Raw genomic sequence first — 15233 nt, 5'->3', positions numbered from 1 at the left:
GCAGCTAGACCCCGAACACAAAGCAGCGGTCGCGGCGGATCATCAGCCACAGCACCGTCCCGGGCTTCGGCAGGAAGACCCCCGGTACGCTGGCAGTCAGGCGCGCGCCCTCGAAGTCCATCGCGAAATCGACCAGGCTTTCACGGCCCAGATAGCGGCTGCGCAAAACCGTGCCGCGCGCGGGCGTGCCGTCTTCCGGCGTCGGGTTCGGGCCCCGGCCCCCCCGGTCAAAGTCGATGCGCAGGTGCTGCGGGCGGATCACGATGTCGACTTCGGCCCCGTCCTTGTGACCCGGGGTCAGGAAGGCACCGAAGGGCGTCTCGGTCAGCGCGCCCTTCGAGGTGCCACGGATCACGTTGATATCGCTGAAGAAGGCCGCCGCCGCCTTGTCGACCGGCGCGTTGTAGACGTTGTAGGGCGCGCCCTTCTGCACGATCCGTCCGCCCCGCATCAGCGCAATCTCATCGGCCATCCGCATCGCCTCGTCGGGTTCATGCGTGACCAGCAGGACCGCAGCCCCCGCTTCTTTCAGCAGGTCCAGCGTCCGGTCCCGGATGCCGTCGCGCAGCCGGTTGTCGAGGCCCGAAAACGGCTCGTCCATCAGCATGACCCGCGGGTTCGGCGCCAGGGCCCGGGCCAGCGCCACGCGCTGCTGTTCGCCCCCCGACAACTGGTGCGGGTGCTTCGGGCCAAAGCCGCTCAGGTCGACCTTTTCCAGCAGCGCATCGACCCGCCGCGTCTTTTCCGCCCGGTCGACCCGCAGGCCGAAACCCACGTTCTCGGCCACCGTCAGATGCGGGAACAGCGCGAAGTCCTGGAACATCAGCCCCACCGACCGCACCTCGGGCGGGACATGGACGCCCGGCCCCGCGACCACCTGGCCATCGAGCCGCACCTCGCCCGCATCGGCGCGTTCGACGCCCGCGATCATCCGCAACGTCGTCGACTTGCCGCAGCCCGAGGGCCCCAGAAGGCAGGTCACTTGCCCCGCCGCGACCGACAACGAGACCCCATCGACCACCGTCCGGCCGCCAAAGGACCGGCACAGGTTCGACACTTCCAGACGCAGCGGGGGACGGTCGGGCATGGATACTCAACGAAATCGCTCAGGCTTTCCCCTAGCAGTGCCAGTCGGGCCGGGCAATACCGGACCCGAATCAGGCGCACCCTGGGCGGACTGCACAAGGTGCCGCACCAAAGCCGAAGCGCGGGCCGGGATTGATGCGCCGGGCGATCCAGTCCGGCCCCATTTGCAGCAGAAATTTGACGAGAATCTGGCGAAGTGGTTGCTTTTCCAAATAGATAAAAAACCATCAGGTGCTGCCATGCTGTCGCGTCCCCTTGCTCTTGTGTCTGCCTTGGCCATTCTGGCCAGCCTGTTCTTTCCCTGGCTGTCTTCGCCCTTCGGCGAAAATGTCGTGCCCTGGACCGTCCTGCGCGATCTTGACGCGGCGGGTGCCCAGGCGATCCTTGCCGACGCCCGGCCCGAGACCATTGCCTATGGCTGCTCCTTCGTGATGGCCGCGCTCTTCGTCCTATTCGGCCTATTCGGCCGCGAATCCCGGCTTCTGGCCTTCCTGACCGGCGCGCTGCCGGTGGCGCTGGTCGCCTGGGCGATGATCACGCTCCTGCGCCAGCCCGAAGCGGCCGGGCTGTCCCTGTCGGGCTCGACTGTCCCTGACATGGCCAGCCACATGCTCGGCTCTGGCGCCTGGGTCTGGGTCCTGGGGGCAAGCTCGCTGGCCACGCTGGGCGTGGTCGATCCAGGCAGACGCCGGCGCTACTTCTAAAGCGTGGTGTTGGTGGCCCCGCCGTCCAGCAGGACATTCTGCCCGACGATGAAACCTGCGTGTTGCGAACAGAGGAACGCGCAGGTTGCCCCGAACTCCGCCGGCGTGCCGTAGCGACCGGCGGGGATGGTGGCGGCGCGCTCTTCGATGGCCTGGTCCATCGTGATCCCGCGCGCCTTCACCACCGCACTGTCCAGCGCGATTGCCCGGTCGGTCGCGTGGATGCCGGGCAAGAGGTTGTTGATCGTGACCCCCTTCCCTGCCACCTGCCGCGACGTGCCCGCAACAAAGCCGGTGAGCCCGGCCCGGGCCGAGTTCGACAGGCCCAGGACCGGAACCGGCGCCTTCACCGAGACGCTGGTGATGTTGACCACCCGGCCCCAGCCCTGCGCCATCATCCCGGGCAGGACCGCCTGCATCAGCGCGATGGGCGTCAGCATGTTGGCGTCGAGCGCCTTGATGAAATCCTCGCGCCCCCAGTCCGACCACATCCCGGGCGGCGGGCCGCCTGCGTTGGTCACCAGGATGTCGAACGGGCCCTTCGACAGCACTGCCGCGCGGCCAGCCTCGGTGGTGATGTCTGCGGCCACCGTGACCACGTTGACCTGAAACCGCGCGCGGATGTCGGTGGCCGCAGCCTCCAGCGCCTCGGCCCCACGGGCGTTCATCACCAGATCGACCCCGGCTTCGGCCAGGGCCTCGGCACAGCCACGCCCCAGCCCCTTGGACGAGGCGCAGACCAGCGCCCGTTTCCCTGCAATCCCCAGATCCATGCGCCAACCCTCCCGGCTTTGCCCGAGAGCCTAACAGTCGGCTGGCCAAGGGCAACACCCCTGCCCCTTGCCCTTGTCACAAATACTCTGGGGTTTGGGGGGAACCCCCAACGCCCGAGGAGGAGGCGAAGGCCGACGACGAGACAAAGAGTCTTCGCGCGCCAGCGCTCCGCTAGAAAACCGCACCAACCCGCGGGGCGGGTCAGTAGAAGAACTCCTCCCGGACGATCTTGCCGCCTTCCACATGGTAGACCCCGACCTCGCGGTCCTTGCGCTTCTCACCATTGGCCTTGTTCACCGTTTCCATCTCGAAGATCACGGCAAAACGGTCATCGCCATGCAGGAACGGGCCCTCGACCTTCAACGCGGGCACGTCGAAATTCGCCTCCCACCAGTCATGCTTGCCGTGGATCGCGGCACGCCCTACCGTCTCACGCCCGCCGCCCATGTCGCTCGGCTCCACCGACACCGCATCGGCGGCATAGAGCTTGTCCAGGTTTTCCCGCGTCCGATCCTCGCGACAGCCGGCCACCAACTCATCGGCAATCTCTTTCAATGTCATCGCATCCTCCGCATGTTCTATTAATGTTCTCATCCTGCGCCCGCCGCGCGAGTCGCGCAAGCCCGCAGTTCTGTTGCGGCGGAACGCGGCCCAGCCTATAGGGGGCGGATGACAAATCGTGCCGCCCTGCCCCCCGAAATCGCCCGCCGCCGGACCTTTGCGATCATCTCGCACCCCGACGCCGGGAAAACCACGCTGACCGAAAAGTTCCTCTTGTTCGGGGGCGCGATCCAGATGGCGGGCCAGGTCCGCGCCAAGGGCGACGCGCGGCGCACGCGGTCGGACTACATGAAGATCGAGGCCGATCGCGGGATTTCGGTTTCCGCCTCGGCCATGTCCTTCGACTACCGCACCTACCGCTTCAACCTGGTCGACACCCCCGGCCACAGCGATTTCTCGGAAGACACCTACCGGACCCTCACCGCCGTGGACGCCGCGATCATGGTGATCGACGGGGCCAAGGGCGTGGAGTCCCAGACGCGGAAGCTGTTCGAGGTCTGCCGCTTGCGCGACCTGCCGATCCTGACCTTCTGCAACAAGATGGACCGCGAAAGCCGCGACACCTTCACCATCATCGACGAGATCCAGGAGAATCTGGCGATCGATGTGACCCCGGCGTCGTGGCCCATCGGCATGGGGCGCGACTTCATCGGGGCCTATGACCTTCTGCACGACCGGCTGGAAATCATGGACCGTGCCGACCGCAACAAGGTGGCAGAGTCGATCAAGATTTCCGGCGTGGACGACCCGAAGCTTGCCGAACATATCCCCGCCGACCTCTTGTCGAAGTTCCATGAAGAACTTGAGATGGCGCGCGAGCTTTTGCCCGCTTTCGACCGCACCGCCTTCCTCAACGGCTCGATGACCCCGATCTGGTTCGGCTCCGCCATCAACTCCTTCGGCGTGAAGGAACTGATGGACGGCATCGGCGAATACGGGCCCGAGCCCGAGCCGCAGAAGGCCGCCGAACGCCAGATCGACCCGTCGGAACCCGCCGTCACCGGCTTTGTCTTCAAGGTCCAGGCCAACATGGACCCGAAACACCGCGACCGGGTGGCCTTTGTCCGCCTCGCCAGTGGCCACTTCGAACGCGGCATGAAGCTCCATCACGTCCGCTCGAAAAAGCCGATGTCGATCACCAACCCGGTCCTGTTCCTGGCCGCCGACCGCGAGTTGGCCGAGGAAGCCTGGGCCGGCGACATCATCGGCATCCCGAACCACGGCCAGTTGCGCATCGGCGACGCGCTGACTGAAGGCGAAACCCTGCGCTTCACCGGCATCCCTTCCTTCGCGCCGGAACTTCTGCAGACCATCCGCGCGCTGGACCCGATGAAGGCCAAGCACCTGGAAAAGGCCTTGACCCAGTTCGCCGAAGAAGGCGCGGCCAAGGTCTTCAAGCCGATGATCGGCTCGGGCTATATCGTCGGCGTCGTGGGCGCGCTGCAGTTCGACGTGCTGGCCAGCCGGATCGAGCAGGAATACAGCCTGCCCGTCCGGTTCGAGGGATCGAACTTCACCTCAGCCCGCTGGATATCCGGCGACAAGGCCGAGATCGAAAAGCTCGTGAACGTCAACAAGGGCCATATCGCGCATGACAGCGACGGGGACCTGGTGTTCCTGACCCGCCTGCAATGGGACATCGACCGCGTGGTGCGCGACTATCCGGCTGTCCGCCTGACCGCGACGAAGGAGATGATGGTCTGATGACCGCCCCGGGGCCCGAGGATGACAAGGACCTGACCTATCCCGGCGCGCCCGACAGCGTCATCGCCACCTGGCAAGGCCGCCGCGGGCCGGTGCTGTACGGCCGCAACGAAAGCCTGCCGCCGCTGGACGTCGACCTTGCCGAACTGCGGGACGAGAAGGTTCCGCTGACCGAACCCGACCTGCCGAAGCGCCGCTCGCATTACCTGCGCAAGCTCTTGCAGCTGCGGCAGGAACTTGCGGGCAAGTCGGAGCTTGCGGTGCTGAACGCCGACCTGATCGTGCACCTGCGTCGTGAAACCTTTCCCGACCACGCCCCCGCCCTCTTCCGCCGCGTCTGGCAAGAGGAAGGCCCCGCCCTGATGGCGGAACTGCCCGGCCGCTGGCTGATCTCGTCGATCATCACCTTTGCCGACCATGGCGAGACCGAAGCACAGCGCCGGATCGGGCAGTCGCTCAACATCCTGTTCTCGTTGATGAAACTTTATGAGTTCGAGCGGCTCTTCTCCGGCACCGCTTCGGACACTCCGTTCAAGCGCAAGCCGCCCAAGGGGTCGCCCCTGCCGATGGGGATGCAGCGGTTCGGCATGACGGGCGGCGGGCTCGACCGCAATCTTCTGGCGCCGATCTGGAAAGAGGCGATGCAGGACCCGGTCGCGGGCCCCCTGGCCTGCCACCTGCTGGACCGGCTGAACGCCGACCCCCGGACCTTGTTCCGCCGCATCCGACTGATGCGCGAGGCGCGCCAAGGCCGGGACGAGGGGACTGAGGATCAGTCCGACACCGACCGCCAGCCGTGATCGGGCGACTGCTTGGCAAGCGTTACTCGCCGGGTTGCCGCCGGGCCGGCGTCGCAGCCTTCCGCGTCGATCGTCAGCAGATGGACACCTTCTGCAAAGCCCTGGCTGATCCGGACGACGGCCAGCTCACCAGGCGCCAGCGGCGGGGTCTGGCCCAGGAAGATGTCGCGCTCATCCTCGACCCGGAACCGGACATGTCGGCACCCCGCATCGGGCGCGGCGATGAGGATGCCGTAACGTCGCGTGTCTGATACCGAGGTCAGCTGATACTCGGTCCGGCAACCCGTCTGACACTGTAACGTCTCTGCCGCGACGGGCGGCGCAATGGCCAGGAAAAGCCCGGCCAGCACAAAAGCCTTGGTCATCATGCACCTGAAAGAAATGGAATCGAAAAATCTGTGCCGTCAATGGCGGTAAGCCTAGTCGATCCCGGCCCGTCGGTCCATCCCCACGGCCTCCGACTTGACCGTCAGGGCGATTTCCGCTATGCGCGGATCTCGCGGCCACAGGGGCCGAGACGCCGGGGCGCCCGGAAACTTGCGTCCCATCATCCATGCGGTCCGATACCGCATCTATAGGACGCTAATGACCAAATTTTCCGACCTCGCGCTGGACCCGCGCGTGCTGCAGGCCGTCACTGAAGCCGGCTATGAAACCCCCACACCGATCCAGGCCCAAGCGATCCCCGAGGCGCTGAAAGGCCGTGATGTGCTGGGCATCGCCCAGACCGGCACCGGCAAGACGGCAAGCTTCACGCTGCCGATGATCACGCTTCTCGGCCAGGGCCGCGCCCGCGCCCGGATGCCGCGCAGCCTGGTCCTTGCGCCGACACGCGAACTTGCCGCCCAGGTGGCCGAGAACTTCGACATCTATGCCAAGCATACCAAGCTGACCAAGGCGCTCCTCATCGGTGGCGTGGCCTTTGGCGAGCAGGACAAGCTGATCGACCGTGGCGTCGACGTGCTGATCGCCACCCCGGGCCGCCTTCTGGACCATTTCGAGCGCGGCAAGCTTTTGCTGACCGGCGTGCAGATCATGGTGGTGGATGAGGCCGACCGGATGCTCGACATGGGCTTCATCCCGGACATCGAGCGCATCTTCACCCTGACCCCGCCGAAACGGCAGACGATGTTCTACTCGGCCACCATGGCGCCCGAGATCGAGCGGATCACCAAGACCTTCCTGAAGGACCCCGCCAAGATCGAGGTGGCGCGGCAGGCGACGACTTCGACCACGATCACCCAGGCGCTGATCCAGGTGACGCCCGCGAAAAAGGACCGCAGCTTTGGCGACAAGCGCGCCATGCTGCGGGCGCTCATCAAGGCCGAGGGTGAGGCCTGCACCAACGCGATCATCTTCTGCAACCGGAAGATGGACGTGGACGTGGTGGCGAAGTCCCTGAAATCGCATGGGTTCAACGCAGCCCCGATCCACGGCGACCTGGCGCAGTCCGAACGCATGAAGACGCTGGATGCCTTCCGCGACGGGACCCTGCACCTGCTCGTGGCGTCCGACGTGGCCGCCCGTGGCCTCGACATCCCGGCCGTCAGCCATGTCTTCAACTTCGACGTGCCCTCGCACCCCGAGGATTACGTCCACCGCATCGGCCGCACCGGTCGGGCGGGGCGTCTCGGCAAGGCCTTCACCATCGCCGTGCCCTCTGACGACAAGTACCTTAAGGCCATCGAAAGCCTGATCAAGGCCGAGATTCCGCGTGGTCAGGCGCCCGAGGGCTATGAGCCCTCGACCAGCGACAGCCGCCCGGACCGCGCCCCGCGCGAGGACCGCAAGGGCCGCGACCGTGGCGGGCGTGGGCGCGACCGGGACCGGGATCGGGACCGTCCGGTCAAGCCGCATGACGAGGTGGCCCCGATGGAGCCGCTGGTCGCAACCCCGAAGGCCGAGGTCGAAGAGGCCCAGCCCGAGCCGCGCCGCGAGGAGCGCCGGGAGGAACGTCGCGAGCCGCGCGGCGACCGGGGCGGCGACCGGGCTGACCGGGGCGACCGCGGGGACCGGGGCGGCGACCGTCGCCGCGATGGCCGGGGCGAGGACCGGGGCGAGCGTCGGGAACCGCGCGAGCCGCGTGAGGATCGGCGCGACTACCGCCGCGACCGCGACCTGGGGCCGTCGGTGATCGGCATGGGTGACCATGTCCCCGACTTCATCCTGCGGAGTTTCGCGCTGAAGGCCTCGACCCCGACCGAAGAGGTCGAAGAGGTCGCCGCCACCGGCACCGAGGGCTGACGCCCCTAGCGGGTAAAGATGTCCAGTCGCAGATCGCTGGTCAGCAGGCCGAACAGCTTTGCGTCCTGCGACCAGGCGGCCCAGCGATAGCGTTGGTTCGCGTAGAACTCGCGCTGGATTTCCAGCGTCTGGCCATCCCAGACCGTGACAGCCGCCATGCGCCGGAACCCGAGAGGCGTGTACAGCCGCTGCCCCCGGTTCGTGCCATGGGCGATCCGCAGGCTCAATAGGCCCTGGCTGTCGGACGCGAAGAACGCCCGCTGCAGCGAGTCGAAAAGCTCAAGCCCGGCGTTCAGATCCGCCAGCCGGACGTCCGTGCCATCCGGCGCTCTGGTCCCCATGGCCGAAAAGGCAGCAAGGATCGGGAAACGGAAATCGCCGTTGTCATCGACCAGGGATTCAGTGGCCCCCGTTTCAAGGTCATGAGCCAGAGTGTAGCATTGCAGCATGCGGCCGTCCGCGCCGAAATCCAGCATCGAGACGCAATCCCGGCCCGACGAAGCGTCCTCCCATAGTCGGCGCACCAGACTGCCATCGGCCAGCCGATAGACCTCCAGCGCCGTACTGCCGCCCTGGCTGATCACGGCCGCGGCGAGGCTGGCATCCGGGGACAGCGCAATCTCGCCCATCCAGGGCTCCGCTCCGGTGGTCTCGGACAAAACCCTGACTGGCTGGCCGCTGCCTGCGTCGAACACCGCAAGAAGAACCCGCCATTCCCCATCCTTGAGAGTCTTCAGCCCGACCAGGGCGACACCCGCATCCGGCCCAAGGTCAAGATTGCGCGCTTCGACGTAGGTATCCGCAGGACTGAGACCCAGCGCAGCCACATCCAGCGTGACACTGGAGACGCAGTCGCTGGTCCGGTCCAGCGCCCCACAGGGCCAGAGCGCCGCGCGGACGATCCAGACAGCCGCCGCAACCACCACCAGGAGGGCAAGGCCGACCAGCCACCAGCGGCGTGAGGGGCGGAGAGGGGCGGTATCGATCAAGGCGTGTCTCCCCGGGAAACGACCGTCAGCTCAATCCGGCATCAGTCGCCCGAAGCAAGCCGCGACGCGCGATTGCCCGCCATCAAGCCTCAGCCACCCACGGCTGCAAAGTAGGGAATCTTGACCGCTCCCCGGCCTATTCGGCCATCAGCCGGCTGATCACCACGGTGACCTCGGGCTTCTTGCCGATTTCCTCCATCGCGACCTGGCGGACGACCTTGCGGATTTCCTCTTCAAGCTTGTCGTCGTCGGCCATCACCTTGCGACCAAGCCGCCCGATCACCTCGTCGAGGTCGGTCTCCATCGTTTCGACCAGCGGACGCTCGCCCCGGCCCGTTGGCGGCAGGCCCATCAGTTCCACCCAGGGCTCGCCCATCGGGGTGTCGGTCTCATCGAGGATCAGGGTGACCGTGACCACCCCGTTCAGCGCCATCCGGATCCGGTCGCGCACCACCCCGTCCAGCGCGCCGATCAGCGCGGTGCCGTCCAGGTAGAGCCGACCGGTTTCGACATATTCCGCGACCTCGGGCACGTCGCCGGTCAGGTCCAGCATCGTCCCGTTCGGCGCCACCGCCGCCGGGATGCCGCTTTCGGTGGCGATGCGGACATGTTCCGACAGGTGGCGGTGTTCGCCATGCATCGGGATCAGCATGTCGGGCAGGATCAGGCGGTGGACATGTTCGAGGTCCGGGCGGTTCGCGTGGCCCGAGACGTGATACTTGCCGCCCTGGTCGTCGATCACCTGCACGCCGGCCTCGGAAAACGCGTTCCAGACCCGCAGGACGTCGCGTTCGTTGCCCGGGATGGTCTTCGAAGAGAAGAGGAAGGTGTCGCCCTCCTTCATCTCGATCCCCAGGTACTTGCCACGGCTCAGCTGCGCCGAGGCCGCCCGGCGTTCGCCCTGCGACCCGGTCACCAGAAGCATCAGGTTGCGGCGGGGTACTTCCAGCGCCTCTTCCGGGCTGACGGTCTTCGGAAAGCCGGACAGCACCGCCGCCTCTTCTGCCGCCGAGAGCATCCGCTTCATCGACCGGCCGAGGACGCAGATCGTCCGGTCGGCGGCCTTCGCAGCCTCGGCCAGCGTCTTCAGGCGCGCCACGTTCGACCCGAAGGTCGTCGCCACCACCATGCCGGTGCGGCTGCGGATCAGCTCGGTCAGGGGTTCGGCCAGGGTCGATTCCGACCGGCCCTCATGGGTGGAAAACACGTTGGTGCTGTCGCAGGTCATCGCCTTCACCGGGCGTTCGGCCACGATCTCGGCAAAGCGGGCGTCGTCCCAGGCCTCGCCCACCACCGGGTTGTGGTCGATCTTGAAGTCGGCGGAATGGAAGATGCGGCCTGCCGGCGTGTCGATCACCAGGGCAGAGCTTTCCGGAATGGAATGCGACACCGGGACAAACTGCACCTTGAACGGCCCCACTTCCACGGTCGCGGGCCGCGGCTCGACCGTGACGATCTGGTCAACCGGCAGGCCCGCCTCTTCGAACTTCAGCCGCCCGATGGTCGCGGTGAAGCGGCGGCAGTAGACCTTCTTCTCCAGCTGCGGCCAGAGGGGGGCAAGCGCGCCGATATGGTCCTCATGCGCATGGGTGATGAAGATCGCCTCAAGCCGGTCGAGCTTGTCATGCAGCCAGCTGACGTCGGGCAGGATCAGGTCGACCCCAGGCGAGGTGTCCATGTCGGGAAAGGCCACGCCCACGTCGACCAGGATCAGCCGTTCCTTGCCCTTCGGCCCATAGCCGTAGACGTAGGAATTCATGCCGATCTCGCCGGCGCCGCCGAGGGGAAGGTAGATGAGGCGGTTCATGGGTGTTCCTTGTTGTATGCGTCGATCAGGACGAGGCCGTGCATGGTCAGGTCGTCCTCGATGGAATGAAATAGCTCGGTTCCCTGCGCGAACAGAGAGGCCAAGCCCCCGGTCGCAATCACTTTCATCGGCCGGTCGCGTTCGCGCCGCACTTCGCGGACGATGCCCTCGACGAGGCCGATGTAGCCCCAATACACGCCGGACTGCATGCAGGCCACCGTATTCGTGCCGATGGCCTTCACAGGCTTTGCCACATCGACATGCGGCAGGGCGGCGGCGGCCATGTGCAAGGCCTCAAGCGACAGGTTCACCCCGGGCGCGATGACCCCGCCGATATAGGCGCCGTCGGTGTCAACGACGTCGAAGGTGGTCGCGGTGCCGAAGTCGACGACGATCAGGTCGCCACCGTGACGGTCGTGACCTGCCACGGTATTGACCAGCCGGTCGGGGCCGACGGTGGTGCCCTGATCGACACGGGGCGCGACCGGCAGCTTGCAGTCGGGCTTGCCCACCACCAGCGGACGGCAACCAAAGTAGCGGTCGCAAAGGACGCGCAGGTTGAAGACGACGCGCGGGACGGTGGAGGAGATGATCGCCTCGGTCACAGTGACCGAGGTGCTGGTCAGGGTCATCAGCGACGAGAGCCAGACGAAGTATTCATCCGCCGTGCGCTTGTGGTCGGTGGCAATGCGCCAGGTGGCAAGGAAGCGCGTCCCGTCCCAGATCGAGAAGACGGTGTTGGTGTTGCCGCAATCGATGGCGAGAAGCATTTGGGCTCCGGTCAGTTCGGGCGCGGGCCACGATTTTTCTGCGAAAAATCGGCGCGGGGCGCGCGCGGGTTAGAAGAACACCTCGGCGGCGGGGATGGCAAGGGTTCCGGCTTGGGTCCGCAGGATCAGGTTGCCGGTGGCGTCGATCGTTTCGAACGTGCCCTCGCGCGTCTCCGTCCCAGTGCGGGCGCGGATCGGTTGCCCAAGGCGGGCGGCGTGAGAGAGCCAGGCGGCGCGGAGGGGGCCGAAGCCTTCGGTCGTTAAGGTGGCCTCCCAGGCCGAATAGGCGGGGGCGAGGGCGTCGAGGAAGGTTTCAGGGGTGATCTTCAGGCCGGTTTCATGGAGGAGCGAGACGGGCGGCACGGCCCCGGGTTCCACCTGGGACGCGTCCGGGGCGGCGATCAGGTTGACTCCGATGCCGATGCAAAGCGTCGCCTCGGGGGTGTTCAGGCCTTGGCTCTCCAACAGGATCCCCGCGATCTTGCCGCCGTTGCAGAGGACGTCGTTCGGCCATTTCAGCGCAAAGCTTTGCGGCAGGCCGGTCAGCTGGACAAAAGCGTCGCGCAGAGCGAGGGCGGCGGCGAAGGAGCGGAGCGCCACCGTCTCGGGCGGTTCCGTCGGGTGCAGGACGAGGGTGCCGTGGAAGTTGCCCGGCGGGCTTGACCAGGGCCTTGCGCGGCGGCCTCGACCTGCGGTCTGGACCCCGGCAAGGATCCAGGTCGGGCGGGCCAAGCTTGCAGCGCGCCGGAAGCTCTCGGCGTTGGTGCTGTCGATCTCAGGCAGGACGATCCGCCCTGCCCCACTGTCAACGGACAAGCGCTTCGGCGGCCATTGCCGCAGGGGCTTCGATCCCGAAGAGGTTCACGATGCCAAGGACCATTATCGCGGCCACCGCCACCAGCATGCCCCATTGCACCGGGGCCATGCGGCTGTCGACGGGTTCCTGCTCCGCGCCGAAGTACATGAAGTAGACGATGCGCAGGTAGTAGAACGCCCCGATCACCGAAGCCACGGCCCCGGCCACGGCGAGCCAGACCCAGCCCGCGTCGACGGCGGCTTTCAGGACGTAGAACTTCCCGAAGAAGCCGACCATTGGCGGCACCCCGGCGAGGGAGAAGAGAAGGACCAGCATGGCCAGCGCCTTCAGCGGCTCCTTCTTCGCGAACTGGTTCAGGCCGGCGATGTCCGACACCGGGCGGCCGTCCCGCTCCATCGACAGGATGAAGGCGAAGGTGCCGACGTTCATCGTGACGTAGATCGCCATGTAGATCATCGTCGCCTGCACCCCGTAGGCCGTGCCGACACAAAGCCCGATCAGCGCATAGCCCATGTGGGCGATGGAGGAATAGGCCATCAGCCGCTTGATGTCGCGCTGGCCAATGGCCGCCACGGCGCCGAGGAACATCGAAGCCACCGCCAGTGCCGCCAGCACCTGGCCCCATTGGCCCGGGATGCCGCCGAACGCGTCCTGCACCAGCCGCGCGATCAGCGCCATCGCGGCGACCTTGGGGGCAGTGGCGAAAAAGGCGGTGACCGGCGTGGGAGAGCCTTCGTAGACGTCCGGCGTCCACATGTGGAACGGCGCGGCCGATACTTTGAAGGCCAGACCCGCCAGCATGAACACGAGGCCGAACAGCAGCCCCAGCGGCACGCCGTCCTGCACCGTCGACAGGATGCCCGCGAACTGGGTCGTCCCGGCATAGCCGTAGACCAGCGAAGCACCATACAGCAGCAGACCCGAGGACAGCGCACCGAGGACGAAGTACTTCAGGCCCGCTTCCGACGATTTGGCACTGTCGCGGCGGATCGAGGCGATGACGTAAAGCGCCAGCGATTGCAGTTCGAGGCCCATATAGAGGGTGATGAGGTCGGCCGAGGACACCATCACCATCATCCCCACCACCGACAGGGTGACGAGCAGCGGATATTCGAACCTGAGCAAGTCGCGGCGGGTCATGTAGTCCTGGCTCATCACCAGCACGGCGGCAGCGGAGAGAAGGATCGTCACCTTGGCGAACCGCGCGAAGGGGTCATCGGTGAAAAGGCCGTTGAAGACGGTCCGCTCGCCCTCACCCGTGCCGCCGATGTAAAGCGCCAGCGCCACGAAGAGGCCCGCCGTCGCCCAGACGAGCGTCGCAGCCAGCTTGTCCTTGGTGGTGTAGACCGCCACCATCAGCGCGGCCATCGCGTAGCCCGACAGCACGATCTCGGGCAGCAGGGTCTGGAAATCGGCGGAGGTCATTCCGAATGTCCTTCGTTCAGGGCCAGCGCCGCATCGTCAGCGGGCAGCGCGGCCTGGTAGTCGGTCACAAGCGCCGAAACCGAGGGGCCGATGATGTCGGTCACCAGGCTCGGGTAGACGCCCAGGATCAGGGTCATTGCGATCAGAGGGGCGAAGATCGCCTTCTCGCGCCGGTCCATGTCGGTGATCGACTTCAGCGCCTCCTTGATGAGATCGCCAAAGACGACGCGGCGGTAGAGCCACAGCGCATAGGCGGCCGACAGGATCACGCCGGTGGTGGCCACGGCGGCAACCCAGGTGTTGACCTGGAAGATACCCATCAGCGTCAGGAATTCACCAACGAAGCCCGAGGTGCCTGGCAGGCCCACGTTCGCCATCGTGAAGAACATGAACACCAGCGCGTAAGCCGGCATCCGGTTCACGAGCCCGCCATAGGCGTCGATCTCGCGCGTGTGCATCCGGTCGTAGATGACGCCAACGCAGAGGAACAAAGCGCCCGAGATGAAGCCGTGGCTCAGCATCTGGAAGATCGCACCGTCGATACCCTGCTGGTTCGCGGCGAAGATACCCATTGTCACGTAACCCATGTGGGCGACCGAGGAATAGGCGATCAGCTTCTTCATGTCGGTCTGCGCCAACGCGACGAGGCTGGTGTAGACGATGGCGATGGCCGACATCCACAGGACCAGCGGCGCCATCACGTCGGACCCCACCGGGAACATCGGCAGGCTAAAGCGCAGGAAGCCGTAGCCGCCCATCTTCAGAAGGATCGCGGCCAGCACCACGGACCCTGCGGTCGGGGCCTGCACGTGGGCGTCGGGCAGCCAGGTATGGACCGGCCACATCGGCATCTTAACGGCAAAGCTGGCGAAGAAGGCCAGGAACAGCATGGTCTGCAAGCCCCCCACGACCTGGAAGCCGAGGAGGCTGAACGTCTCATGCCCGAAGTCATGCGCCAAGAGCTTCACGATGTCGGTCGTCCCCGCATCCAGATACATCGCGATCATCGCGACCAGCATCAGGACGGACCCAAGGAAGGTGTAGAGGAAGAACTTGAACGCCGCGTAGATGCGGTCCTTGCCACCCCAGATGCCGATGATCAGGAACATCGGGATGAGGCCTGCCTCGAAGAAGAGGTAGAAGAGGACGAGGTCGAGGGCGCAGAAGACGCCCAGCATCAGCGTTTCCAGCACCAGGAAGGCGATCATGTATTCCTTGACGCGGGTTTCGACGTTCCAGCACGACCAGATGGTGATCGGCATGAGGAACGTGGTCAGCATCACGAACAGGATCGAGATCCCGTCGACGCCCATCTTGTAGGTCAGGCCCAGGATCCATTCCCGTTCCTCGACGAACTGGAAGCCGGTGTTCGACGGATCGAACCGGAACAGGATGAACAGCGAGATGACGAAGGTCGCCGAGGTGGTGAAGAGCGCAAGCCACTTCGCCCCCTGCCGGGCCGCCGCATCGTCGCCCCGCATGAAAAGCGCGAGGATCAAGGCCGCGACCAGCGGCAGGAAGGTGATGATCGAGAGGAGTTGGTTTTCCATTG

Annotated in this window: 14 protein-coding genes; 4 read left to right on the top strand and 10 right to left on the bottom strand. The window is 66.0% G+C overall.

What is annotated here, in order from left to right:
- Nucleotides 1–4: 4 nt before the first annotated feature.
- On the bottom strand, nucleotides 5–1087 hold the full coding sequence (locus AC2EAL_RS10895; RefSeq protein ID WP_484724239.1) for an ABC transporter ATP-binding protein: 1083 nt from the start codon (nucleotides 1085–1087) through the stop codon (nucleotides 5–7).
- Nucleotides 1088–1325: 238 nt separating this feature from the next.
- On the opposite strand from AC2EAL_RS10895, the gene AC2EAL_RS10890 reads away from it, so the two are divergent.
- A complete protein-coding gene (locus AC2EAL_RS10890; RefSeq protein ID WP_484724238.1) occupies nucleotides 1326–1790 on the top strand; it encodes a hypothetical protein in 465 nt (154 codons plus the stop codon).
- On the opposite strand, the gene AC2EAL_RS10885 is transcribed toward AC2EAL_RS10890, so the two are convergent.
- Together AC2EAL_RS10885 and AC2EAL_RS10880 are read right to left on the bottom strand one after the other, a co-directional pair.
- Nucleotides 1787–2563, bottom strand: coding sequence for an SDR family oxidoreductase (locus AC2EAL_RS10885; protein ID WP_484724237.1), 777 nt, complete (start codon nucleotides 2561–2563; stop codon nucleotides 1787–1789). The genes AC2EAL_RS10890 and AC2EAL_RS10885 overlap by 4 nt on opposite strands.
- 202 nt (nucleotides 2564–2765) lie before the next feature.
- Entirely contained in the window at nucleotides 2766–3125 is a 360-nt protein-coding gene (locus tag AC2EAL_RS10880) for a SnoaL-like domain-containing protein (protein ID WP_484724236.1), read from the bottom strand.
- A gap of 108 nt (nucleotides 3126–3233) precedes the next feature.
- On the opposite strand from AC2EAL_RS10880, the gene AC2EAL_RS10875 reads away from it, so the two are divergent.
- Nucleotides 3234–4829 carry a peptide chain release factor 3 gene (locus tag AC2EAL_RS10875; RefSeq protein WP_484724235.1) on the top strand — a complete coding sequence of 532 codons (1596 nt, stop codon included), beginning with the start codon at nucleotides 3234–3236 and terminating at the stop codon, nucleotides 4827–4829.
- Nucleotides 4829–5629: a hypothetical protein gene (locus tag AC2EAL_RS10870; RefSeq protein WP_484724234.1), complete on the top strand. Its 801-nt coding sequence runs from the start codon at nucleotides 4829–4831 to the stop codon at nucleotides 5627–5629. Before AC2EAL_RS10875 ends, AC2EAL_RS10870 begins: the two co-directional genes overlap by 1 nt.
- Here AC2EAL_RS10870 and AC2EAL_RS10865 read toward each other — a convergent pair.
- On the bottom strand, nucleotides 5602–5994 hold the full coding sequence (locus AC2EAL_RS10865) for a hypothetical protein (protein ID WP_484724233.1): 393 nt from the start codon (nucleotides 5992–5994) through the stop codon (nucleotides 5602–5604). The two genes, AC2EAL_RS10870 and AC2EAL_RS10865, sit on opposite strands and share 28 nt — an antisense overlap.
- Before the next feature lie 220 nt (nucleotides 5995–6214).
- On the opposite strand from AC2EAL_RS10865, the gene AC2EAL_RS10860 reads away from it, so the two are divergent.
- Complete coding sequence (locus tag AC2EAL_RS10860) at nucleotides 6215–7873, top strand: DEAD/DEAH box helicase (protein ID WP_484724232.1); 1659 nt, start codon at nucleotides 6215–6217, stop codon at nucleotides 7871–7873.
- 5 nt (nucleotides 7874–7878) lie between these two features.
- On the opposite strand, the gene AC2EAL_RS10855 is transcribed toward AC2EAL_RS10860, so the two are convergent.
- The 6 genes from AC2EAL_RS10855 to AC2EAL_RS10830 form a co-directional block, all read right to left on the bottom strand.
- Nucleotides 7879–8862, bottom strand: coding sequence for a hypothetical protein (locus AC2EAL_RS10855; RefSeq protein WP_484724231.1), 984 nt, complete (start codon nucleotides 8860–8862; stop codon nucleotides 7879–7881).
- Between the two features lie 136 nt (nucleotides 8863–8998).
- Complete coding sequence (locus AC2EAL_RS10850) at nucleotides 8999–10669, bottom strand: ribonuclease J (RefSeq protein WP_484724230.1); 1671 nt, start codon at nucleotides 10667–10669, stop codon at nucleotides 8999–9001.
- On the bottom strand, nucleotides 10666–11439 hold the full coding sequence (locus AC2EAL_RS10845) for a type III pantothenate kinase (RefSeq protein WP_484724229.1): 774 nt from the start codon (nucleotides 11437–11439) through the stop codon (nucleotides 10666–10668). Before AC2EAL_RS10845 ends, AC2EAL_RS10850 begins: the two co-directional genes overlap by 4 nt.
- Nucleotides 11440–11508: 69 nt before the next feature.
- Nucleotides 11509–12255: a biotin--[acetyl-CoA-carboxylase] ligase gene (locus tag AC2EAL_RS10840; RefSeq protein WP_484724228.1), complete on the bottom strand. Its 747-nt coding sequence runs from the start codon at nucleotides 12253–12255 to the stop codon at nucleotides 11509–11511.
- Nucleotides 12245–13681, bottom strand: coding sequence for an NADH-quinone oxidoreductase subunit NuoN (nuoN, locus tag AC2EAL_RS10835; RefSeq protein WP_484724227.1), 1437 nt, complete (start codon nucleotides 13679–13681; stop codon nucleotides 12245–12247). The genes AC2EAL_RS10840 and nuoN overlap by 11 nt, the downstream gene beginning before the upstream one ends.
- On the bottom strand, nucleotides 13678–15231 hold the full coding sequence (locus tag AC2EAL_RS10830) for an NADH-quinone oxidoreductase subunit M (RefSeq protein ID WP_484724226.1): 1554 nt from the start codon (nucleotides 15229–15231) through the stop codon (nucleotides 13678–13680). Before AC2EAL_RS10830 ends, nuoN begins: the two co-directional genes overlap by 4 nt.
- Nucleotides 15232–15233 lie beyond the last annotated feature (2 nt).

This window comes from Tabrizicola sp. T74 (assembly GCF_057219935.1).
The sequence above is the reverse complement of the archived record's forward strand: the minus strand, read 5'-3'. Positions and strand labels throughout refer to the sequence as shown.

Excerpts from the sequence above, each read along its gene's own strand:
- AC2EAL_RS10895 (WP_484724239.1), bottom strand. The coding sequence starts at position 1,087 with ATGCCCGACCGTCCCCCGCTGCGTCTGGAAGTGTCGAACCTGTGCCGG.
- AC2EAL_RS10890 (WP_484724238.1), top strand. The coding sequence starts at position 1,326 with ATGCTGTCGCGTCCCCTTGCTCTTGTGTCTGCCTTGGCCATTCTGGCC.
- AC2EAL_RS10885 (WP_484724237.1), bottom strand. The coding sequence starts at position 2,563 with ATGGATCTGGGGATTGCAGGGAAACGGGCGCTGGTCTGCGCCTCGTCC.
- AC2EAL_RS10880 (WP_484724236.1), bottom strand. The coding sequence starts at position 3,125 with ATGACATTGAAAGAGATTGCCGATGAGTTGGTGGCCGGCTGTCGCGAG.
- AC2EAL_RS10875 (WP_484724235.1), top strand. The coding sequence starts at position 3,234 with ATGACAAATCGTGCCGCCCTGCCCCCCGAAATCGCCCGCCGCCGGACC.
- AC2EAL_RS10870 (WP_484724234.1), top strand. The coding sequence starts at position 4,829 with ATGACCGCCCCGGGGCCCGAGGATGACAAGGACCTGACCTATCCCGGC.
- AC2EAL_RS10865 (WP_484724233.1), bottom strand. The coding sequence starts at position 5,994 with ATGACCAAGGCTTTTGTGCTGGCCGGGCTTTTCCTGGCCATTGCGCCG.
- AC2EAL_RS10860 (WP_484724232.1), top strand. The coding sequence starts at position 6,215 with ATGACCAAATTTTCCGACCTCGCGCTGGACCCGCGCGTGCTGCAGGCC.
- AC2EAL_RS10850 (WP_484724230.1), bottom strand. The coding sequence starts at position 10,669 with ATGAACCGCCTCATCTACCTTCCCCTCGGCGGCGCCGGCGAGATCGGC.
- AC2EAL_RS10845 (WP_484724229.1), bottom strand. The coding sequence starts at position 11,439 with ATGCTTCTCGCCATCGATTGCGGCAACACCAACACCGTCTTCTCGATC.
- nuoN (WP_484724227.1), bottom strand. The coding sequence starts at position 13,681 with ATGACCTCCGCCGATTTCCAGACCCTGCTGCCCGAGATCGTGCTGTCG.
- AC2EAL_RS10830 (WP_484724226.1), bottom strand. The coding sequence starts at position 15,231 with ATGGAAAACCAACTCCTCTCGATCATCACCTTCCTGCCGCTGGTCGCG.